We start from the raw sequence: 20319 nt of genomic DNA on the forward strand, positions 1-20319 counted from the left end.
CTAAAAGTGCTGAAAATCGAAAATTACGGTGGTAGAATCCATTTTTAAGCAATCGGTGATTTTGAAAAATGGGTAAGAACGTCGTCGTACTGGGCACCCAATGGGGTGACGAAGGTAAAGGCAAGGTTGTAGACCTGCTGACTGAACGGGCTCAATATGTTGTGCGCTACCAAGGTGGCCATAACGCTGGCCACACTCTGGTAATCAACGGTGAAAAAACCGTTCTTCATTTAATTCCTTCAGGTATTCTGCGTGAAAACGTCACCAGCATCATCGGCAACGGTGTTGTTCTGGCGCCGGACGCGTTGATGAAAGAAATGGGTGAACTCGAAGCGCGTGGCATCCCGGTACGCGAACGTCTGTTACTCTCTGAAGCTTGCCCGTTGATCCTGCCTTACCACGTTGCGTTGGATAACGCGCGTGAGAAAGCGCGCGGCGCGAAAGCGATCGGCACCACCGGTCGCGGCATCGGCCCGGCTTACGAAGATAAAGTGGCTCGTCGCGGCCTGCGCGTCGGCGATCTGTTCAACAAAGAAACCTTCGCCGTTAAGCTGAAAGAGATCGTCGATTACCACAACTTCCAGCTGGTCAACTACTACAAAGTTGACGCCGTCGATTATCAGGCGACGCTGGACTACGTGCTGTCTATCGCCGACATCCTGACCGCCATGGTGGTTGACGTTTCCGAACTGCTGGACGGCGCGCGCAAGCGTGGCGACCTGATCATGTTCGAAGGCGCTCAGGGCACCCTGCTGGATATCGACCACGGTACTTACCCGTACGTCACCTCTTCCAACACCACCGCCGGCGGCGTGGCTACCGGTTCCGGCATCGGCCCGCGTTATGTGGACTACGTGCTGGGCATCGTGAAAGCCTACTCCACTCGCGTGGGTGCAGGTCCGTTCCCAACCGAACTGTTCGATGAAACCGGCGAGTATCTGTGCAAGCAGGGTAACGAGTTCGGCGCCACCACCGGCCGTCGTCGTCGTACCGGCTGGCTGGACGCGGTAGCGGTGCGCCGCGCCGTGCAGATCAACTCCCTGTCCGGCTTCTGCCTGACCAAACTGGACGTCCTGGACGGCCTGAAAGAAGTGAAGATCTGCGTGGGCTACCGCATGCCGGACGGCCGCGAAGTGGACACCACTCCGCTGGCGGCTGAAGGCTGGGAAGGCATCGAGCCTATCTACGAAACCATGCCGGGCTGGAGCGAAACCACCTTTGGCGTGAAAGAGCACAGCAAGCTGCCTCAGGCTGCGCTGAACTACATCAAGCGCATCGAAGAAGTGACCGGCGTACCGGTAGACATCATCTCTACCGGCCCGGATCGCAGCGAAACCATGATCCTGCGCGACCCGTTCGACGCATAATCAGGCTTTGCGGCACTAAACAAACCGGGCGCGTCCCGGTTTGTTTTTATCCTGACTCCCTCCGATTGCGGTTTCACGTCAAAAAATCCTTTCATAAACCCGCCTTAGGGCGCGGGATTCGCTAAATAATTAGCGACGAACTCTCCGGCTGGTTTATTATCCAATGAGTAATCTTTTGAATAGCGCCGAAAAGCGGCGTATCAGACGGGTAAAGTGATACCCAGAGGTAAGATGTGCAGTTAACAAGTTTTACTGATTATGGCCTGCGGGCGTTGATCTACATGGCCTCGTTGCCGCAGGACAAGATGACCAGCATCTCGGAAGTGACCGAGGTTTATGGCGTGTCTCGCAACCATATGGTGAAGATCATCAATCAGTTGAGCCGGGTGGGTTTCGTCACGGCGGTGCGCGGTAAGCATGGCGGCATCCGTTTGGGCAAACCGGCCGAGAGCATTCGCCTCGGCGACGTGGTGCGGGCGCTGGAGCCGCTCGCGCTGGTTAACTGCAGCAGCGAGTTTTGCCACATCACCCCTGCCTGCCGATTGAAGCAGGTGCTCCACCAGGGCGTACAGAATTTCCTTGAAGAGCTGGATAAGCATACGTTGGCCGACATGGTCGAAGACAATCCGCCGCTCTACAAGCTATTGCTTGTCGAATAAAACGACGTTGAGAAGACAAGGCTCAACGTCATCCTGCTGATGACAACGGAGGAACCGCAATGTCACAAGATCCATTCCTGGAACGAGAAGCAGAAAAATACGAATCCCCTATCCCCAGCCGTGAATATATCCTGGCCCATTTGGCGAAAAGAGAAACGCCGGCCAGCCGCGAAGAACTGGGCAACGAATTGGGTCTCAGCGGTGAAGAACAGCTGGAAGCACTGCGCCGCCGCCTGCGCGCCATGGAGCGCGATGGTCAGTTAGTGTTTACCCGCCGCCAGTGCTACGCGCTGCCGGAACGTTTGGATCTGCTGCGCGGCACGGTGATCGGCCACCGCGACGGCTATGGCTTCTTGCGCGTCGAAGGCAGCAAAGACGATCTTTACCTGTCCGCCGAACAGATGAAAATGGCGATCCACGGTGACGTGGTGCTGGCGCAGGCCTTGGGCGCGGACCGCAAAGGGCGCCGCGAAGCGCGCATCGTGCGCGTGCTGGTGCCGAAAACCAGCCAGATTGTCGGCCGCTTCTTCATGGACGCCGGTACCGGCTTCGTGGTGCCGGACGACAGCCGTCTGAGCTTCGATATTCTGATCCCGGCGGACAGCGTCAGCGGCGCGCGCATGGGCTTTATGGTGGTGGTGGAGCTGACTCAGCGTCCGACCCGCCGCACCAAGGCGGTTGGCAAGATCGTTGAGATCCTCGGCGACAAGATGGGCACCAGCATGGCGGTGGACATCGCGCTGCGCACCCATGAGATCCCGCATACCTGGCCGCCGCAGGTGGAAAAACAGGTGGCCGATCTCAGCGAACAGGTACCGGAAGCGGCCAAGAAGGGCCGCGTCGATCTGCGCAAGCTGCCGTTGGTCACCATCGATGGTGAAGACGCGCGCGACTTCGATGACGCCGTGTACTGCGAGAAAAAACGCGGCGGCGGCTGGCGCCTGTGGGTGGCGATCGCCGACGTCAGCTACTACGTGCGCCCGCGCACCGCGCTGGACGATGAAGCGCGCAGCCGCGGCAACTCGGTGTACTTCCCGTCGCAGGTGATCCCGATGCTGCCGGAAGTGCTGTCCAACGGGCTGTGCTCCCTGAACCCGCAGGTCGATCGCCTGTGCATGGTGTGCGAGATGACCATCTCCGCCCAGGGGCGCCTGTCCACGGCCAAGTTCTACGAGGCGGTAATGAGCTCTCACGCCCGCCTGACCTACAACAAGGTGTGGCACATTCTGCAGGGCGATCAGGAGCTGCGCGAGCATTACCATCCGCTGGTCAAGCACCTGGAAGAGCTGCACGCCATGTACAAGGTGCTGGATAAGGCGCGCGCCGAGCGCGGCGGCATCGCGTTTGAAACCGAAGAAGCCAAATTCATCTTCAACGCCGAACGCCGCATCGAACGCGTGGAGCCGACGGTGCGCAACGACGCCCACAAGCTGATCGAAGAGTGCATGATCATGGCCAACGTGGCGGCCGCGCGCTTCGTCGAAAAACGCAACGAGCCGGCGCTGTACCGCGTGCACGATCGTCCAAGCGACGATCACATCTCCGCACTGCGCAGCGTGCTGAGCGAACTGGGGCTGACGCTGGGCGGCGGCAATAAGCCGCAGCCGAAGGACTATGCGGTGCTGATGGATGAAGTGTCCGAGCGCCCTGACCACGAAATGCTGCAAACCATGTTGCTGCGCTCGATGAAACAGGCGATTTACGATCCGGAAAACCGCGGCCACTTCGGCCTGGCGCTGGCGTCTTACGGCCACTTCACCTCGCCGATCCGCCGTTATCCGGATCTGGCGCTGCACCGCGCGATCAAATATCAGCTGGCCAAAGAACACGGCGAGCCGAAAGAGCGCTGGACGCCGACCGGCGGCTGGCACAGCGAATTTGAAGAGATGCTGCAGCTGGGCGAACACTGCTCGATGACCGAGCGTCGCGCGGACGAAGCGACGCGCAACGTCGCCGACTGGCTGAAGTGCGACTTCATGCAGGATCACGTCGGTGAAGTGTTCAGCGGCATCATCTCCAGCGTGACCGGCTTCGGCTTCTTCGTGCGCCTGAACGATCTGTTTATCGACGGGCTGGTGCACGTATCAACGCTGGATAATGATTACTATCGCTACGATAATATCGGCCAGCGCCTGATCGGCGAGTCTTCCGGCACGGTCTATCGCCTGGGGGATACGGTGGAGATCCGCGTGGACGCGGTGCATATGGACGAGCGCAAGATCGACTTCGCGCTGGTGTCCAGCACCCGCAAAGCGCGCGGTGAAGGCAAAACCGAGCGCGATCGCGCCAAGAAAGGCGGCCAGCGTACGCTGCGCGACAACGGTAGCGCAGGGCGCGGCAAGCGCCGCGGCGGCAAACCGCCGGCCAACTTCGAGCCGGACAGCGCCTTCCGCAAGCAGGATGACGCCAAGCCTGCGGACAACGTGAAGAAGGCGAAAAAGAAAGCCAAGAAAGCGTCCGACAAAACGCGGAAAATCGCGGCGGCGACCAAAGCCAAACGCGCAGCCAAGAAGAAAGGTGCCGAGCAGGCCTAACCTGCCGCACATCGTTATCATCGGCCGGTTATCGCCGGCCGCACGAATTTAAAAGAGCATCATGAGCGAAATTATTTACGGCATCCACGCCGTCAAAGCCCTGTTAGAGCGCGACCCGCAACGCTTCCTGGAAGTGTTTATCCTGAAAGGCCGCGAAGATCGCCGCCTGCAACCGCTGATCGCCGAGCTGGAAGCGACCGGCATCGTGATCCAGGTGGCGAACCGCCAATGGCTGGATGACAAGGTTGAAGGCGCGGTGCACCAGGGGATCATCGCCCGGGTGCGCGAAGGGCGTCAGTATCAGGAGAACGATCTGCCTAGCCTGCTGGAAAGCGTGGAGACGCCGTTCCTGCTGGTGCTGGACGGCGTGACCGACCCGCACAACCTCGGTGCCTGCCTGCGCAGCGCCGACGCGGCCGGCGTGCACGCGGTGATCGTGCCGCGTGACCGTTCCGCCCAGTTGAACGCCACCGCCAAGAAAGTGGCCTGCGGCGCCGCCGAAAACGTGCCGTTGATCCGCGTGACCAACCTGGCGCGCACGCTGCGTCTGCTGCAAGAGATGAATGTCTGGGTGGTGGGCACCGCCGGCGAAGCCGACCATACGCTGTATCAAAGCAAAATGACCGGCCCGATGGCGCTGGTGATGGGCGCGGAAGGCGAAGGCATGCGCCGCCTGACCCGCGAACACTGCGACGAGCTGATCAGCATCCCGATGGCCGGTACCGTCTCTTCGCTGAACGTGTCGGTCGCCACCGGCATCTGCCTGTTCGAAGCGGTGCGTCAGCGCGGCTGATTCTCCTGACGGGGGCGCAGTGCCCCCGTTAATTCCCCCTCTTGTGATCCCGCCTGCGGCAGAAATCTCTGTGCCGACCATACTTACTCCTGACGCTTTTTTCAGGGAGCACTCTCATGGTCTGGACTACGCACACCGTTTTTAACCAACCCAAGCCGCTGGGCAACAGCAACCTGTTTCTCTCCGATACGCCGCTGCGTGAAGCGTTGCAGCGCGAGCAAGGCGGCTGGGACGCCGAGGTATTGGCTTCGCTGGGCCAGCAGCTCGGCACGCAGGAGTCGCTGGAGCTGGGGCGGCTGGCCAACGCCAACCCGCCGGAGCTGCTGCGCTACGACGCCACCGGCCAGCGACTGGACGACGTCCGCTTTCACCCGGCCTGGCATATCCTGATGCAGGGGCTGATCGCCAACCGGGTGCACAACCTGCCCTGGCAGGAGGATGCGCGCATCGGTTCCTTCGTGGCGCGCGCCGCGCGCTTTATGCTTCATGCGCAGGTCGAGGCCGGCACGCTCTGCCCGGTGACCATGACCTTCGGCGCCACACCGCTGCTGCAGCAGGCGTTACCGGCCGAGTTTCGCTCCTGGCTGACGCCGTTGCTGTCGGATCGTTATGACGCTCACCTGCTGCCGGGCGGGCAAAAGCGCGGCCTGCTGATCGGCATGGGCATGACGGAGAAGCAGGGCGGCTCCGATGTCTTGAGCAATACCACCACCGCCACGCCGCTCGGCGCGCGCGGGCCGGGCGAAGCCTACCGGCTGGTGGGGCACAAGTGGTTCTTCTCGGTGCCGCAGAGCGATGCGCACCTGGTGCTGGCGCAGGCCGAAGGCGGGCTGTCCTGCTTCTTCCTGCCGCGCATTTTGCCGGACGGCAGCCGCAACGCCATTCGCCTGGAGCGGCTGAAAGACAAGCTGGGCAACCGCTCCAACGCCAGCAGCGAGGTGGAGTTTCAGGATGCCACCGCCTGGCTGCTGGGCGATGAGGGCGACGGCGTGCGGCATATCCTGAAAATGGGCGGCCTGACCCGTTTCGACTGCTCGCTGGGCAGCCACGGCCTGATGCGCCGTGGGCTGTCGGTGGCGCTGTATCATGCGCTGCAGCGGCAGGCGTTCGGCAAGTTGTTGATAGAACAACCGCTAATGCGCCAGGTCTTGGCGCGCATGGCGCTGCGGCTGGAAGGGCATACCGCGTTGCTGTTCCGGCTGGCCCGCGCCTGGGAGAGCCGCAGCAATGAAGGCGAACTGATCTACAGCCGGCTGCTGACCCCGGCGGCCAAATACAGCATTTGCCGTCAGGGCATGCCGTTCATCGCCGAGGCGATGGAGGTGCTGGGCGGCATCGGTTACTGCGAGGAGAGCGAGCTGCCGCGCCTGTACCGTGAAATGCCGGTGAACAGCATCTGGGAGGGCTCCGGCAACATCATGTGTCTGGACGTGTTGCGCAGTCTGCATAAACTGCCGGGCGCGCTCGAGATGTTGCAGTTCGAGCTGCAGCCGGTGCGCGGCCAGAATCGGTTGTTCGATCACGCCTGGCGGCAGTGGCAGCAGCGCGCCCGGCAACCGCGTGAAGAGATGGGGCGGCTGCTGACCCAGCAGCTGTTCGACCTGTGCTGCGCCGCGCAGCTGCTGCAGCACGCCAGCCCGCAGATCGCCGACGCCTGGTGCCACCTGACGCTGGATCACCGCGGCGAGAGCCTGCTGTCGGCCGAGGTGTGCGAACTGCTGCTGAACCGCGCCATCGGCGGTTAGGGAAAAGGGTGGCGCGCGGCGGCGAAAACCTTTTTAATTCAGCCTCACTCTGACAGGAAAATGCACATGGATATTCTCAGCGCGTTGGCGGCGTTCGCCTCTTACTTCTTCAGCGGCTTCGCCATGATTTTGGTGTTTCTGTTCGTCTATACCCGCATCACCCCGCATGACGAATGGGCGTTGATCAAGGCCGATAATCAATCCGCCGCCTTTGCCTTTATCGGCGCTTGCCTGGGGTATGTGATCCCGCTGGCCAGCGCGGCGATCAACTCGATCAGCCTGCTGGATTACCTGCTGTGGGGCGTGGTGGCGCTGGTGGTGCAACTGCTGCTGTTCGCGGCCGTGAAGATCTACATGCCGCGCATCAGCGAAAAGATCGAAGCGAATCACCTGGCCGCCGGGATTTTCCTGGGGGGCGTCTCCGTTAGCGGCGGCGTGTTGAATGCGGCTTGCATGAGCTACTAAAGGTATAAGATGGCCGAGGCGCGCCAGCCAAGCGGGTGCGCCTGCTCTTCCATCCGCAGGATGCGGTAATAGCTGGCGCCGTGTTGGCCGGCAGTGCGGGCGATGGCCAGTTCCGCTTCCTGCGGCGAGCCGGGCAGATCGCTGAAGGTGATCTCGGCGATTTCACTGAGCGGCGTCACGCGATCGGCGGGCGCCAGCTCGGCGGACTGTGCACCGGTGCTGAGCAACCCCATGGAAAGCAAGAGGGAGGTGAGTGCGGTGGAGCGTTTCATGGCGTTCCCCTTCGTCAGATCCTGAATCGCACCCGCAACATGCGGCATGCTGTCCCTCAGTGTGCAACACCCTGCTTCAGCCTGTGCAAAGCCAGTGTAAATCTGCTTAAAAAATCCCCGCCTTAGCGATACAGGATCGCCTGGGAATACCATTGGCCCGGCACGACGGTTTCGCTGTTCATGATGATCACATAATAACGGGCGCCGGCGGCGGTGGCCTTGCGCTGGATCTCCGCTTCCACGTCCATCGGGCTGCCGCGTACCACGGCGGTGACGGTGCCGATTTTCACCAGCTCGGCGGTCTGCGCGCGAACGATCTCCTGCGCCTGTGCGGTGGGCGGCGGCGGCGGTTTCGGCGTGGTGGTCATGATGCCGCAGGCGGAAAGCTGTGCGGCCAGCGTCAGGGCGATGAGTGTGCGGACAAACGTCATGGGAACCTCGAAAGAGCCGGTGCGATGGCTTCAGTGTAACGCAATATAAGCTGGAACAGATTGAGCTAACGCTGGCTGGCGCAAGTTTGTCATGATGAATGCTAACAGGTGAGTTGAGGATGAACGGATGATCGAAATTCATGACGAGCGGGCGGGCGATATTGCGGTGATCCATGCGGTGCCGGCGGGGCAGTATCATCGGCCGCTGCCGACGGTGTTCTTCTGCCATGGCTATACCTCGTCGAAAGAGGTGTACGCCTACTTCGCCTATGCGCTGGCGCGCGCCGGTTTTCGGGCGGTGCTGCCGGATGCCGATCGGCACGGCGAGCGGTTCGACGGCGATGAGACGCGGCGCCTGGCGGCGTTCTGGGAGATCCTGCGCAGCAATATCGACGAGCTGCCACAGATCAAGGCACATTTTGAGCGGCTTGGCCTGATTGCCGACGGACGCATCGGCGTTGCCGGCGCCTCAATGGGCGGCATGACCGCGCTTGGCGCCTTCGCGCGCTTCCCGTGGATCCGGGCGGCCGCCAGCCTGATGGGCTCCGGCTATTACCGTTCACTGGCGCAAACGCTGTATCCGCCGTTGGGCGAAGAGGGCGAAGCGCTCTCGCCGGCGGCGTTTGCCGCGCGCACCGCCGTGCTGGCGGAATATGAGCTGGAAGGGCGTTTGGAGACGATAGCCGGGCGGCCGTTGTTGCTGTGGCACGGCGAGACGGACGACGTGGTGCCGGCGGCGGACAGCCTGCGTTTGGCGGCCGAACTGCGGCGGCAAGGCGCGGATGGCCGTTTGACGTCGCTCGTCGAGCCGGGGGTGAAGCACCGCATCACGCCGTTGGCGTTGTCCGCCACGGCCGACTTTTTCCGCCGCGAGCTGTGATGCGCCGCCGGGCACGATGCATGGAATTGCAGCGCTCTGTGCCTGCTGTTTCGGCCATCGTTTGGCCGCCCGAAGGGGAGAATGTCAGCGTGAATTCTTTCTGGAGCAGCAAGGAGCAGGGCATGATAAAGGGTATCAGCAAGACGGCCGACGCCGATCGCAGTTTGATGGGAACGATGAAAGCGCGCGCCGAGCTTAACTCAGCGGCCTTCAGCGAGATGCTGGAGGCAGCCGACGGCAAGGTGCATCCGCTGTCGCGCATTACCGCGCATACGGTGCAAAACATGACGGCACTGTTCTCTTTCGCGCCGAAAGCGGCGGCCACTCACACTGCGGCGCCGGGAGCACTCTCGTTCGAACAGCGGGCGACCCTGGCGGAAAGTGCCGATCTGCTGCAAATGCGCACCCACTATCTGCGGATGGCGTTGCAGTTGCACAATCCGGGCAAGGCGCTCAATGCGCCGGCGTTGCTCAAGCTCTGATTGGCGGGGGAAGCGGAGCGCCCAACGGGCGGCGCTCCGGTGCGGACTGAACGGGCTTTCTGATGAAGCCCTGGGATTTCCCTGGCGTGGCGCGTCTCTTTAGCGGTACAGCTCGGCGCTGACGTGCATCGTGCTGTTGTCGCCCGGTTCGTGCAGGGCGATGATGCGATAAGAGCTTGCGCCGCGTTGGTCGGCGATTTTACTGACCTGGCTGCTGGCGTCGTCCGGCGAAACCACATTCTGGTTCAGGGTGACGAAGCCGACGCTTTGGCGTTGATCGGCCTGGTGCGAGGTGATCTCCGTCGCGGCCATCACATTGGCGGAGAACAAGGCGGCCAGCGCCGTCGCGAGAATAATGCGTTTCATAGTGCCTCTCTTACTTTTTGCCGTTACGGCCTGACAGCGAGTGTCGCTGCGGCAAAAAGTCATTTATCTGCATTGAATAACCTGGGATCTTTTTCGTCGCGCTGTCTGCGGCGGATATGGTTAATTTTAGTCCGTTGCCGGCGATTAAAAAGCGGGGTGTTTTGAAGGCGTCTTTCAAAAAAAGTGAAATAGATTTGTGACTCAACGCTGATTTCATTGAAAGATTTTTGAAACTGATGGATCGGCGTACATAGGTTCACTCACGAGCAAATCGTGCTATTTCCCATAGCGCCTCGCATTAACGCGAATAAAACCCACGCAGTCCTTGAGTTTCCCGCCCTGCGTCAGTATGATTACGCGTCATTTTTCAGCCGCACACTAAACACGTTCCTTGCTTCCATGGGCCGCGGTTGACCCTGACAGGAGGCTGAATAATCCGTAAGGAGCAATTCGATGCGTCATTACGAAATCGTTTTTATGGTCCATCCTGACCAAAGCGAACAGGTTCCGGGCATGATCGAGCGTTACAGTGCTACCATCACTAACGCGCAAGGTCAGATTCACCGTCTGGAAGACTGGGGCCGCCGTCAGCTGGCTTATCCGATCAACAAACTGCACAAAGCTCACTACGTTCTGCTGAACGTTGAAGCGCCGCAGGAAGCGATCGATGAGCTGGAAACTAACTTCCGCTTCAACGACGCCGTTATCCGCAGCATGGTTATGCGCGTTAAGCACGCGGTAACCGAAGCATCTCCGATGGTTAAAGCGAAAGACGAACGTCGTGGCGATCGCCGCGAAGACTTCGCTAACGAAACCGCAGATGATGCAGATGCTGGGGATTCTGAAGAGTAATTGCCGCCGTGACGGCTAATCGTCTGGTTTTGTCGGGCACTGTGTGCAAGGCGCCGGTTCGAAAAGTGAGTCCTTCCGGGATACCGCACTGCCAATTTGTGCTAGAGCACCGTTCGCAGCAGACGGAAGCCGGATTCAGCAGACAAGCATGGTGCCGAATGCCCGTGGTTGTCAGCGGACAACAGTCACAAGCACTAACTCAAAGATTAACGGTCGGCAGTCAGATTACCGTGCAAGGCTTTGTAAGCTGCCATCAAGGGCGCAACGGGCTGAGCAAATTGGTTCTGCATGCCGAGCAGATTGAATTGATAGATTCTGGAGACTAGCCAAATGGCACGTTATTTCCGTCGTCGCAAGTTCTGCCGTTTCACCGCGGAAGGCGTTCAAGAGATTGACTATAAAGACATCGCTACGCTGAAAAACTACATCACCGAAAGTGGTAAAATTGTACCGAGCCGTATCACCGGTACTCGTGCAAAATATCAGCGCCAGCTGGCCCGTGCTATCAAGCGCGCGCGCTACCTGTCTTTGTTGCCGTACACTGATCGTCATCAGTAATCGGCCACTGTCCATTAACGACTTTGAGAGGATAAGGTAATGCAAGTTATTCTGCTTGATAAAGTAGCAAACCTGGGCAGCCTGGGTGATCAAGTTAACGTTAAAGCGGGCTACGCTCGTAACTTCCTGGTACCACAGGGCAAAGCTGTTCCTGCTACCAAGAAAAACGTTGAGTTCTTCGAAGCACGCCGTGCTGAACTGGAAGCCAAACTGGCTGACGTTCTGGCTGCTGCTGAAGCTCGCGCAACCAAGATCAACGAACTGGGTTCAGTCACCATCGCTTCCAAATCTGGCGACGAAGGTAAACTGTTCGGCTCTATCGGCACCCGCGACATCGCTGACGCAGTGACTGCGGCAGGCGTTGAAGTTGCCAAGAGCGAAGTTCGTCTGCCGAACGGCGTTCTGCGTACCACTGGCGAGCACGAAGTGCACTTCCAGGTACACAGCGACGTGTTCGCACAGCTGAATGTAGTTGTGGTTGCAGAAGCGTAATTTACGCTGCTGTTAACCGGTTAAAACGCCAGCCTCGCGCTGGCGTTTTGCTTTTCTGCGCCCGGCAAAACGCGCTACGCTTGAAGACGGGATGAAAAGGAGAGCGTGCGATGGCAACGATTACGCTACAGCGGGTTTACGATTTCAGCGCGCCGGCGCCGGAACACTGTTATCTGATAGACCGGCTATGGCCGCGCGGCATCAGCAAAGAGCGGTTGACGGGCGTGCAGTGGTTGAAACAGGTGGCGCCGGATGACGAGCTGCGCAAGTGGTTCCATCAGCATACCGACCAGTGGGAAGCCTTTGAGACGCGCTATCGCCAACAGCTGGCGGCCAACGACGCCTGGCAGCCGCTGGTGGCGCTGTTACGGCAGGGGCAAACGCTGACGCTGCTGTATGGCAGCAAAGATACCGAGCACAATCAGGGCGTGGTGCTGCGCGAGTTTCTGCTGGCGCAGCTGTAGAGATTAGCGTTCCCGGCGGTAGCTGCCGTCGGCCTGGCGGCGGAACAGCGCCTGGCTGTTGTCTGCCGTGGTGACCGACAGCGCGCTAATCACACCGTTGGCGTCGCGTTCGATGCGCACTTCCTGGCCGGCTTTCATGTTGCTCAGCGGCTTGTCGCCGCCTTCCACCTGTGCCATGGCGAACACTTCATTCACCGGCAGATTGTTGTCGCGAAACAGTTGGGCCAGGGTCTGGCCGGGCTGGATCTGATAACGCTGCCAGTTGCCCGCCGGCGTCGGTTCGTTGGCAGGCGTGGCGGCGCTACCGCCGTTTTGCAGCTCGGCCTGCAGCGGCACGCTGGTTTCCTGCTGAGAGACCGGGAACGGCTGTCTTTCGGGCGAGTAGGGCCATAGCAACGCCAGCAGCAGAATGATGCCGAAGATCAGCACCCAGCGGCGATGAAAGTAGGGCAGCGGTTCCATCCAATGGAAACCGTCCGGCAGATGCCAGACTTTAATCAGCAGCGCTTTGACCCGCTGCATTTTGTCGTTGGCCGACGGCGGCTCCGATGGCGGTTCCGCGCCTTCAGCCGTGGGTGCGGCGCCCGGTTTCAGGCGCTGGCTGATGTTCAGCCAGGTGCGCAGCAGCGGCTGGTAGATGCGGGTGGTTTTCCTTCTCCTGGGCGCGATTCTGCCCATGGTGACCTCTCTTCGACGGCGTAATAATCAGTGCGGCGCGGCAAACGCGTCGCCTGCCCGATATCCTGCTTTCAGTATAGTCCGCTAACTGATTGAAGTGAAAGGCGGCTGAGCGGCAGAGCCGGGGGTTGCGGCTGCGGGCGTTAACAGAAGGTTATTGTTTCTTTTTCTACGACAAAAGTCATCATTCTCCACACAAGATTTTACCCGGCATTGACGCGCTGTTATGCTGCGCTTTCGACTTTTTACAGACTTAAGGAAAACCCCATGACAACCCCTTCTTTTGACAGCGTTGAAGCGCAAGCAAGTTACGGGATTGGTTTACAGGTCGGCCAGCAGCTGCAAGAGTCCGGGCTGGAAGGTTTGCAACCGGAAGCTTTGCTGGCGGGTCTGCGTGACGCGCTGGAAGGGAATGCCCCGGCGGTTCCGGTAGACGTGGTGCACCGTGCGCTGCGTGAAATCCACGAGCGTGCGGACGCGGTGCGCCGCGAGCGCCAGCAGGCGATGGCGGTTGAAGGCCAGAAATTCCTGGACGACAACGCCAAGCGCGACGACGTGACGCTGACCGAGTCTGGCCTGCAGTTCTCCGTACTGGAGCAGGGCAACGGCCCAATCCCGTCCCGTCAGGATCGCGTGCGTGTGCACTACACCGGCCGTCTGATCAACGGCGACGTGTTCGACAGCTCGGTTGAACGCGGCCAGCCGGCAGAATTCCCGGTCAGCGGCGTGATCCCAGGCTGGATCGAAGCGCTGACCCTGATGCCGGTCGGCTCCAAATGGCAGCTGTATATCCCGCACAACCTGGCCTACGGCGAGCGTGGCGCAGGCGCGTCCATCCCGCCGTTCAGCGCGCTGGTGTTCGACGTCGAGCTGCTGGAAATCCTGTAATCCCACCGAGGATTGTTCTGGGCGCCTTCGTGGCGCCCTTATTTTATGCGCCGCGCAGGCGAGCGATGAATGGCCGGGCGCGCCGGCCATAAACCGTGTTACTTACCGCTTAAATCGATGCGATAAACCGCGAAGCCGATGCTGTCGCTGCCTGCGGCGCTCATCGGATATTGGGCGTGCTCTTTGATAAACCTTGTCGCTTTGTCCGAAGGCGAGGTTTCGAAGCGGATATCCAGCGGCTGCTGGCTGCTGAAGTTCGCCAAACGCCAGTTGTTGTCCGCCTGCGGGCGCACCGCGCCATGCCGCTGGGTTTCGGCGCTGATGTAGGCCGCCAGCACCGAGCGGTTTTCATCCGGCGAAGCGAAGGCGATATGTTGGTCGCCGGTGCCGGCAAATTTGCCGCCGTAGGCGCGGTAGTTGTTGGTGGCGACCAGGAAGGTGGCGTTCGGATCGATCGGCTTGCCGTTGAAGGTCAGCTGCTTGATACGCTCCGCCTTGTCGTTGATCAGTTGGCATTCGCCGTCGTAGCGCGCCGGCTGACTGACGTCGATCTGGTAGTTGACGCCGTCGATCACGTCGAAGTTATAGGTACGGAAGCCGTCCCAGTTGATCAAGCCCTGCGGCTTGGCGCTGTTGACGTCGATCTGGTTGAACTGGCCGGCGGAGCACTCCAGCCACTCTTTCACCTCTTTGCCGCTCGCCTTCACCACCACCAACGTATTGGGGTAGAGATAGAGATCGGCGGCGTTGCGGAAGGTGAGCTGGCCTTTTTCCACTTCGACGAAGCTGGCGGGATCGTTCTTGCGGCCGCCGACCTTGAACGGCGCTGCCGCCGACAGCACCGGCAGATCGGCCAGGTCCGGATCGCCCTGGATGTAATGTTCGACGTAGGCTTTCTGCGCATTGTTGACGATCTGCACCGTCGGATCGTCCTGCACCAGCGCCAGGTAGCTGTACATGTTGCCGTCGGATTTACCGATCGGCTGGCTGACGAACTCGCGCGTGCCCTTGTGATCGTCCGCCAACACTTTCACCAGCGCGGCGTCTTCCGCCGCCAGCGATTTCTTGTTCTCTTTGTCGTAGATCGGCCGCGCTTCCGCGTTGGCGGCGGTCACTTTCCAGCTGCCGCCATCGTTGTTGAGCTGCAGGTCGACCACGCCGAGATGATCGCCCCATTGGCCCGGCATCACCGCCGGCACGCCGTTCAGCAGGCCTTTGTCGATATCCGCGCCTTTGATGTTGGCAAAGTCCTTGCTCGGGAACACCGCATGGGCGTGGCCGAACATGATGGCGTCGATGCCCGGCACCTGGCTGAGGTAATAGACCGAGTTTTCCGCCATCGCCTTGTAAGGCTCGCTGGACAGCCCGGAATGCGGGATCGCCACCACCAGATCGGCGCCCTCTTTACGCATCTGCGGCACGTAACGTTTGGCGGTGGCGGTGATGTCGTCCACCGTCACTTTGCCCTGCAGGTTGGCTTTGTCCCACACCAGGATCTGTGGCGGCACGAAGCCGATGTAGCCGATGCGCAGCGTATGCGCCTTGCCGTCGCGATCTTTCACCGGCGTATCGACGATGATGTACGGCGTGAACAGCGGTTTTTGCGTTTTGGCGTCGATGACGTTGGCGTTGATATACGGGAATTTGGCGCCGGCGATAGCGTTCTTCAGGTAGTCCAGCCCATAGTTGAACTCATGGTTGCCGATGTTGCCGACGACGTAGTCCAGCGTGTTCATCGCCTTATAGACCGGGTGCACGTCGCCCGGTTTCAGCCCCTTGGCCGCCATGTAGTCGCCGAGCGGGCTGCCCTGAATGATGTCGCCGTTGTCCACCAACACCGCGTTGGCGGCCTGCTGGCGCGCCTGTTGGATCAGGCTGGCGGTGCGCACCAGGCCGAACTTGTCGGTCGGCGTGTCCTTGTAGTAATCGAAGTCCATCATGTTGCTGTGCAGATCGGTGGTTTCCAGCACGCGCAGATCGACGGTGGCCGCTTGCGCGGAGGCGCACACCAGCAGCGCAAGCGCGGACAGCGTCAGTGGATGCTTCATCATTTGGGATTCTCTCCATTCCATTATTCGAGTGTTATCGCAGAGGGAAATGTAATTAACACTGCTTGCCACAGTAAACTGTGAAGTGTGGCAGAAAATGGCGGCGGGTAACGCGGGGAAGCTCACAGTTGTGCCCAACAAGAAATGAGGAATTCCCGAGGCTTAGGCGGTTGAGATGGATATTCGGCGTAAAAAAAACTAGTCTGCTAGCAGAGACAGAGGGAAATTTCCCACGGAGATGCAGAGTTGAGGTGCATGATGTTAGAGCGAATTTGCCAACTGTCCCGCGAGGCGGGGGCGGCGATCATGGCGGTGTACGACGGCGAACAACCGCTTGATGTCGCACAGAAAAAAGATGACTCACCGGTGACGGCGGCCGATCTGGCGGCGCATCACATCATCAAGCGCGGCCTGGCGGCCCTGACGCCGGAGGTGCCGCTGCTGTCGGAAGAGGATCCGCCGGCGTGGGAAGAGCGCCGCAGCTGGACGCGCTACTGGCTGGTCGATCCGTTGGACGGCACCAAAGAGTTTTTACATCGCAATGGTGAGTTCACGGTCAATATCGCCCTGATTGAAGACGGGCAGGCGGTGATGGGTGTGGTGTATGCCCCGGCGATCGACGTGTTGTATCTGGCGGAGCGCGGCAAGGCCTGGAAAGAAGAGAAGGGCGTGCGGCAGGCGATCGGCGTCAGCAACGCGCATCCGCCGCTGGTGGTGGTGAGCCGCTCGCATATCGATGACGAACTGAAAGATTATTTGCAGCAGTTGGGCGAGCACCAGACCGTGTCAGTCGGTTCCTCGCTGAAGTTCTGTCTGGTGGCGGAAGGCAAAGCGCAGCTCTATCCGCGCTTCGGGCCGACCAACATTTGGGATACCGCTGCAGGGCATGCGGTGGCGGTGGCCGCCGGGGCGCAAATTCACGATTGGCAGGGTAAGCCATTGCTCTATACCCCGCGTGAATCTTTCCTCAACCCCGGCTTCCGGGTGTCGCTGTTCTGAGTTAGTTCGCCAACAGCTGGTGCAGCTTGGACATCACCTGCTGCACCTCTTCCGGCGTCAGCGCGCCGTCTTTGGCGAACTGGATGCGCCCTTGCTTATCCAGCACCACGATGGCGGAGCCTTTTGGCTGCAGATCCCAGGCTTTGCGCACGTTGCCGTCGCTGTCGACGATAAACTGCGACCATGGGAACTCCTTCTTGCTGTCTTCAATGCTGCTGCGCACGAACATCGCGGTGCCCATCAGGGCATCGTCGGTGTTGACGATTGTCGTCGTTTGGTAACGATCGTGTGGTAGCTTCGCCTTCTTGATCGCTTCAATCAGTGGGTCGTTCATGTCTTTGGCGGAGCTGCGGCCGGCAATATGTTGTATCACTCGCACTTTTCCACTGAGCTGCGCGCTGTTCCAGTTTTGGTAGCTAAAATTACCGTCAGCGTAATTGAGCTCTCCTTTGTCGCTGACGCCGACCGGCGCCACGCGCTGCTGGAGCTGGAAGTTGTGCGCGGAAGCGAAAAGCGGGGCGAGCAGCAGGGATACCATCAGCATGCGACTTGTTTTCATGCTTTCTCCTTGTAATGGGGGGGAATTTGTGCGACAGCACTTCGACAGCCTAAAGCATAGGATGTGATAAGAGGTCTGTCCTGTTAACCGGATCGCAGATTTTCCCTTGGTTCGCTAATCATCAGATTTTGAAGGGATATCCTGAAAACGTTATAAATTATCATATACAATTCTGTCAAAAAGTGTAAATCCAGCGTAGATATCCGGGCAGAAGTGAACGTTCTGGTCTTTACTGGGTCTACTACATGCAATCAAGTTGCGTTCTGAATTTCGAGGCTGCCACCTTTGGCGGCTCGCTGAGCGCATGGATCAACGGGAGGAGCGTAAAAGAATGAGAATCTTCCAGCGTTATAACCCTTTGAAAGTGGCAAAGTACGTTAAGACCCTGTTTCGCGGAAGGCTGTATATCAAGGACGTGGGCGCATTTGAATTCGACGAGGGGAAAATCCTGCCGCCGAAGATTCGCGACAAGCGCCATTTCAGCGTGATGTCTGAAGTGAACCGTCAGGTGCTGCTGTTGCAGACCGAGATGGGGTGAGCACCTCGCTGACAGCGGTAAAAAAAATGCGGCCCCGATGGGGCCGCTGATGTTTTTGTCTTACCGCCGTCAGGCCGCAGACGTGTCGTCCGGCGCTTTCGGCAGCACCGCCGCCGGCTTGTCGCTCAGCCGGGTGACCAGCAACTGGTCTATCTTGTAGCTGTCGATATCCACCACTTCGAACTTGTAGCCGGCGTATTTGACGAAGTCGGTGCGTTTCGGGATCTTGCGCAGCATATACATCATAAAGCCGCCGATGGTCTCGTAGTTGCCCGCCTGCGGGAACTCGTCGATATCCAGCACGCGCATCACGTCGTCGATCGGCGTGCCGCCTTCAATCAGCCATGAACTTTCGTCGCGCGCCACGATCTGCTCTTCCTGGCCCTGGCCGACCAGATCGCCCATCAGCGTGGTCATCACGTCGTTAAGGGTGATGATGCCCACCACCAACGCATATTCATTGAGGATCACCGCGAAGTCTTCGCCGGCGGTTTTGAAGCTTTCCAGCGCTTCGGACAGCGTCAGCGTGTCCGGCACGATCAGCGCCGAGCGGATCTGCACGCCGCTGCTCAGCACCAGGCTTTGGTTGCCCAGCACGCGGTTCAGCAGGTCTTTGGAATCGACGTAGCCGACCACCTGATCGATATGGCCGTCGCACACCAGGAACTTGGAGTGCGGGTGAGTCGAGACTTTCTCCTTGATGCTCTCTTCGCTTTCGCGCAGATCGAAGTACACCACGCTTTCGCGCGAGGTCATCGAAGACGGCACGGTGCGCGATTCCAGTTCGAACACGTTTTCAATCAGCTCGTGCTCCTGCTTGCGCAGTACGCCCGCCAGGGCGCCGGCTTCCACCACCGCATAGATGTCATCGGAGGTGATGTCGTCTTTACGCACCATCGGCAGCTTGAACATACGGAAGATCAGGTTGGCCATGCCGTTGAAGAACCACACCAGCGGGCGGAAGATCATGATGGAGAAACGCATCGGGTTGATGATCCGGACGGCGACCGTCTCTGGTGCAATCATACCGATGCGCTTCGGGGTCAAATCGGCGAACAGAATAAACAGGCTGGTCACCAGCACGAAAGAGCAGATGAAGCTGACCTGTTCCGCCAATTCGGGCGACAGGAAACGATCGAACAACACCTTGAAAGTGGGCGAGAAAGCCGCGTCGCCGACGATACCGCCGAGGATGGCCACGGCGTTCAGGCCGATCTGCACCACGGTGAAAAAGATGCCAGGGGTTTCTTGCAGCTTGAGCACTCTGGCGGCGTTGACGTTACCTTCGTCAGCCATCAGCTTCAGTTTGATCTTGCGCGAGGCGGCCAGAGAGATTTCCGACAGTGAGAAGAACGCACTCACCGCGATCAGAAAAAGAATCAGTAAAATACTGTTTAACATAATCTATCCATACGTGCCGACGGGATGCCGGCGCTCTTGAGGAAGGGTAGTACATAGTAAAAAAAGCAGCGATAACAACCAGAAGGGAAGCTATCGGGCCGCAGAAGCGGCCCGCATAGTATAGCAGTTGCCCCACAGGGGCCGCCAGCGGTTAAAAAAGTGCCGCCGGCCGGCATCAAATCAGCCCTGCGGCGGCAGGCAAACGCCGATGCCGCCCAGCCCGCAGTAGCCTTCCGGGTTTTTGAACAGGTACTGCTGATGATCGTCTTCCGCGTAATAGAACGGCAGCGCCGGCGCGATCTCGGTAGTGATGACGCGCTTATCGCCCGCCGCATCCATCGCCTGCTGGAAGCGTTGCAGGCTGCTTTCCGCCTCGGTCTGCTGCTCTGGGCTCAGCGTATAGATCGCCGAGCGGTACTGCGTGCCGACGTCGCCGCCCTGGCGCATGCCCTGCGCCGGATCGTGATTTTCCCAGAACAGCTGCAGCAGCTGTTTGTAGCTGACGACCTGCGGATCGAACACCACGCGCACCACTTCGGCGTGGCCGGTCTGGCCGCTGCACACTTCGCGGTAGGTCGGGTTCGGCGTATAGCCGCCGCTGTAGCCGGCGGCAGTGCTGTAGACGCCCGGCTGTTGCCAGAACAGGCGCTCAACGCCCCAGAAACAGCCCATGGCGAAAATCGCCACCTCCATGCCGGCCGGCACCTGAGTCATCGAGTGTTCGGTGACGACGTTGAGCGTTGCGACAGGCATTGGCGTGGTGCGGCCAGGCAGCGCGCTTGCCTTATCGACGGTTTGTGATTTATCAAAAAATGGCACCACGGTTGACTCCTGTTGTCACAGTAAGA

General features: G+C 59.8%; 24 protein-coding genes. 16 read left to right on the forward strand and 8 right to left on the reverse strand.

Features of this window, described 5'->3' with window-relative positions; genetic code table 11:
• The first annotated feature begins 68 nt into the window (after window positions 1–68).
• The 6 genes from ACJ8IJ_RS15055 (at window position 69) to ACJ8IJ_RS15080 (ending at window position 7563) form a co-directional block, all read left to right on the forward strand.
• Window positions 69–1367, forward strand: coding sequence for an adenylosuccinate synthase (locus ACJ8IJ_RS15055; RefSeq protein ID WP_004933663.1), 1299 nt, complete (start codon window positions 69–71; stop codon window positions 1365–1367).
• 233 nt (window positions 1368–1600) lie between these two features.
• On the forward strand, window positions 1601–2026 hold the full coding sequence (nsrR, locus tag ACJ8IJ_RS15060) for a nitric oxide-sensing transcriptional repressor NsrR (protein ID WP_004933660.1): 426 nt from the start codon (window positions 1601–1603) through the stop codon (window positions 2024–2026).
• A gap of 59 nt (window positions 2027–2085) precedes the next feature.
• Window positions 2086–4560: a ribonuclease R gene (rnr, locus tag ACJ8IJ_RS15065; protein ID WP_015376392.1), complete on the forward strand. Its 2475-nt coding sequence runs from the start codon at window positions 2086–2088 to the stop codon at window positions 4558–4560.
• A 61-nt stretch (window positions 4561–4621) separates the two neighbouring features.
• A complete protein-coding gene (rlmB, locus tag ACJ8IJ_RS15070; protein WP_021504939.1) occupies window positions 4622–5353 on the forward strand; it encodes a 23S rRNA (guanosine(2251)-2'-O)-methyltransferase RlmB in 732 nt (243 codons plus the stop codon).
• A gap of 116 nt (window positions 5354–5469) precedes the next feature.
• Window positions 5470–7098, forward strand: a complete 1629-nt coding sequence (locus ACJ8IJ_RS15075; protein ID WP_021504938.1) for an isovaleryl-CoA dehydrogenase — start codon at window positions 5470–5472, stop codon at window positions 7096–7098.
• Between the two features lie 66 nt (window positions 7099–7164).
• Window positions 7165–7563, forward strand: coding sequence for a DUF350 domain-containing protein (locus ACJ8IJ_RS15080; RefSeq protein WP_016929354.1), 399 nt, complete (start codon window positions 7165–7167; stop codon window positions 7561–7563).
• On the opposite strand, the gene ACJ8IJ_RS15085 is transcribed toward ACJ8IJ_RS15080, so the two are convergent.
• Window positions 7560–7835 (reverse strand): DUF1471 domain-containing protein, encoded by a 276-nt coding sequence (locus ACJ8IJ_RS15085; RefSeq protein WP_033633541.1) that lies wholly within the window; start codon window positions 7833–7835, stop codon window positions 7560–7562. The genes ACJ8IJ_RS15080 and ACJ8IJ_RS15085 overlap by 4 nt on opposite strands.
• A gap of 122 nt (window positions 7836–7957) precedes the next feature.
• A complete protein-coding gene (gene bsmA, locus ACJ8IJ_RS15090; protein WP_048325827.1) occupies window positions 7958–8266 on the reverse strand; it encodes a biofilm peroxide resistance protein BsmA in 309 nt (102 codons plus the stop codon).
• Window positions 8267–8393: 127 nt separating this feature from the next.
• Here bsmA and yjfP point away from each other — a divergent pair, with 127 nt between their 5' ends.
• Window positions 8394–9146: an esterase gene (yjfP, locus tag ACJ8IJ_RS15095; RefSeq protein WP_004933641.1), complete on the forward strand. Its 753-nt coding sequence runs from the start codon at window positions 8394–8396 to the stop codon at window positions 9144–9146.
• 122 nt (window positions 9147–9268) lie between these two features.
• On the forward strand, window positions 9269–9628 hold the full coding sequence (locus tag ACJ8IJ_RS15100; RefSeq protein ID WP_033645683.1) for a hypothetical protein: 360 nt from the start codon (window positions 9269–9271) through the stop codon (window positions 9626–9628).
• 99 nt (window positions 9629–9727) lie between these two features.
• Here ACJ8IJ_RS15100 and ACJ8IJ_RS15105 read toward each other — a convergent pair whose 3' ends face one another.
• Window positions 9728–9994: a DUF1471 domain-containing protein gene (locus tag ACJ8IJ_RS15105; protein ID WP_004933636.1), complete on the reverse strand. Its 267-nt coding sequence runs from the start codon at window positions 9992–9994 to the stop codon at window positions 9728–9730.
• Window positions 9995–10447: 453 nt separating this feature from the next.
• Here ACJ8IJ_RS15105 and rpsF point away from each other — a divergent pair, with 453 nt between their 5' ends.
• From rpsF to ACJ8IJ_RS15130, 5 genes are all read left to right on the forward strand, one after another.
• Window positions 10448–10846, forward strand: coding sequence for a 30S ribosomal protein S6 (gene rpsF / locus ACJ8IJ_RS15110; protein ID WP_004933634.1), 399 nt, complete (start codon window positions 10448–10450; stop codon window positions 10844–10846).
• An 8-nt stretch (window positions 10847–10854) separates the two neighbouring features.
• A complete protein-coding gene (gene priB / locus ACJ8IJ_RS15115) occupies window positions 10855–11172 on the forward strand; it encodes a primosomal replication protein N (RefSeq protein ID WP_004933632.1) in 318 nt (105 codons plus the stop codon).
• Window positions 11173–11176: 4 nt separating this feature from the next.
• Complete coding sequence (gene rpsR / locus ACJ8IJ_RS15120) at window positions 11177–11404, forward strand: 30S ribosomal protein S18 (protein WP_000135199.1); 228 nt, start codon at window positions 11177–11179, stop codon at window positions 11402–11404.
• A gap of 39 nt (window positions 11405–11443) precedes the next feature.
• Window positions 11444–11896, forward strand: a complete 453-nt coding sequence (gene rplI / locus ACJ8IJ_RS15125; protein ID WP_004933629.1) for a 50S ribosomal protein L9 — start codon at window positions 11444–11446, stop codon at window positions 11894–11896.
• Window positions 11897–12006: 110 nt separating this feature from the next.
• Window positions 12007–12360, forward strand: a complete 354-nt coding sequence (locus tag ACJ8IJ_RS15130) for a DUF488 domain-containing protein (RefSeq protein ID WP_015376398.1) — start codon at window positions 12007–12009, stop codon at window positions 12358–12360.
• Between the two features lie 3 nt (window positions 12361–12363).
• Here the strand turns inward: ACJ8IJ_RS15130 and ACJ8IJ_RS15135 are convergent, their stop codons facing one another.
• Window positions 12364–13038 carry an OapA family protein gene (locus ACJ8IJ_RS15135; protein ID WP_016929348.1) on the reverse strand — a complete coding sequence of 225 codons (675 nt, stop codon included), beginning with the start codon at window positions 13036–13038 and terminating at the stop codon, window positions 12364–12366.
• A gap of 267 nt (window positions 13039–13305) precedes the next feature.
• On the opposite strand from ACJ8IJ_RS15135, the gene fklB reads away from it, so the two are divergent.
• Window positions 13306–13926, forward strand: coding sequence for an FKBP-type peptidyl-prolyl cis-trans isomerase (gene fklB / locus ACJ8IJ_RS15140; protein WP_004933618.1), 621 nt, complete (start codon window positions 13306–13308; stop codon window positions 13924–13926).
• 98 nt (window positions 13927–14024) lie between these two features.
• Here fklB and ACJ8IJ_RS15145 read toward each other — a convergent pair whose 3' ends face one another.
• Window positions 14025–15977 carry a bifunctional 2',3'-cyclic-nucleotide 2'-phosphodiesterase/3'-nucleotidase gene (locus tag ACJ8IJ_RS15145; RefSeq protein ID WP_015376400.1) on the reverse strand — a complete coding sequence of 651 codons (1953 nt, stop codon included), beginning with the start codon at window positions 15975–15977 and terminating at the stop codon, window positions 14025–14027.
• A gap of 255 nt (window positions 15978–16232) precedes the next feature.
• Between ACJ8IJ_RS15145 and cysQ the strand changes: the two genes are divergently transcribed.
• Window positions 16233–16973, forward strand: a complete 741-nt coding sequence (gene cysQ, locus ACJ8IJ_RS15150) for a 3'(2'),5'-bisphosphate nucleotidase CysQ (protein ID WP_004933611.1) — start codon at window positions 16233–16235, stop codon at window positions 16971–16973.
• Between the two features lies 1 nt (window position 16974).
• Here the strand turns inward: cysQ and ACJ8IJ_RS15155 are convergent, their stop codons facing one another.
• Window positions 16975–17532, reverse strand: a complete 558-nt coding sequence (locus tag ACJ8IJ_RS15155) for a YtfJ family protein (protein WP_025159587.1) — start codon at window positions 17530–17532, stop codon at window positions 16975–16977.
• Between the two features lie 331 nt (window positions 17533–17863).
• On the opposite strand from ACJ8IJ_RS15155, the gene ACJ8IJ_RS15160 reads away from it, so the two are divergent.
• On the forward strand, window positions 17864–18070 hold the full coding sequence (locus ACJ8IJ_RS15160; RefSeq protein ID WP_004933604.1) for a DUF1107 domain-containing protein: 207 nt from the start codon (window positions 17864–17866) through the stop codon (window positions 18068–18070).
• A gap of 69 nt (window positions 18071–18139) precedes the next feature.
• Here ACJ8IJ_RS15160 and ACJ8IJ_RS15165 read toward each other — a convergent pair whose 3' ends face one another.
• Together ACJ8IJ_RS15165 and msrA are read right to left on the reverse strand one after the other, a co-directional pair.
• Window positions 18140–19471 (reverse strand): hemolysin family protein, encoded by a 1332-nt coding sequence (locus tag ACJ8IJ_RS15165; RefSeq protein ID WP_049186990.1) that lies wholly within the window; start codon window positions 19469–19471, stop codon window positions 18140–18142.
• A 180-nt stretch (window positions 19472–19651) separates the two neighbouring features.
• Window positions 19652–20293 (reverse strand): peptide-methionine (S)-S-oxide reductase MsrA, encoded by a 642-nt coding sequence (gene msrA, locus ACJ8IJ_RS15170; protein ID WP_442518764.1) that lies wholly within the window; start codon window positions 20291–20293, stop codon window positions 19652–19654.
• Window positions 20294–20319: the final 26 nt, after the last annotated feature.

The sequence above is a fragment of the Serratia sp. CY40230 genome (genome assembly GCF_052168835.1).
Classification (GTDB): domain Bacteria; phylum Pseudomonadota; class Gammaproteobacteria; order Enterobacterales; family Enterobacteriaceae; genus Serratia; species Serratia nematodiphila.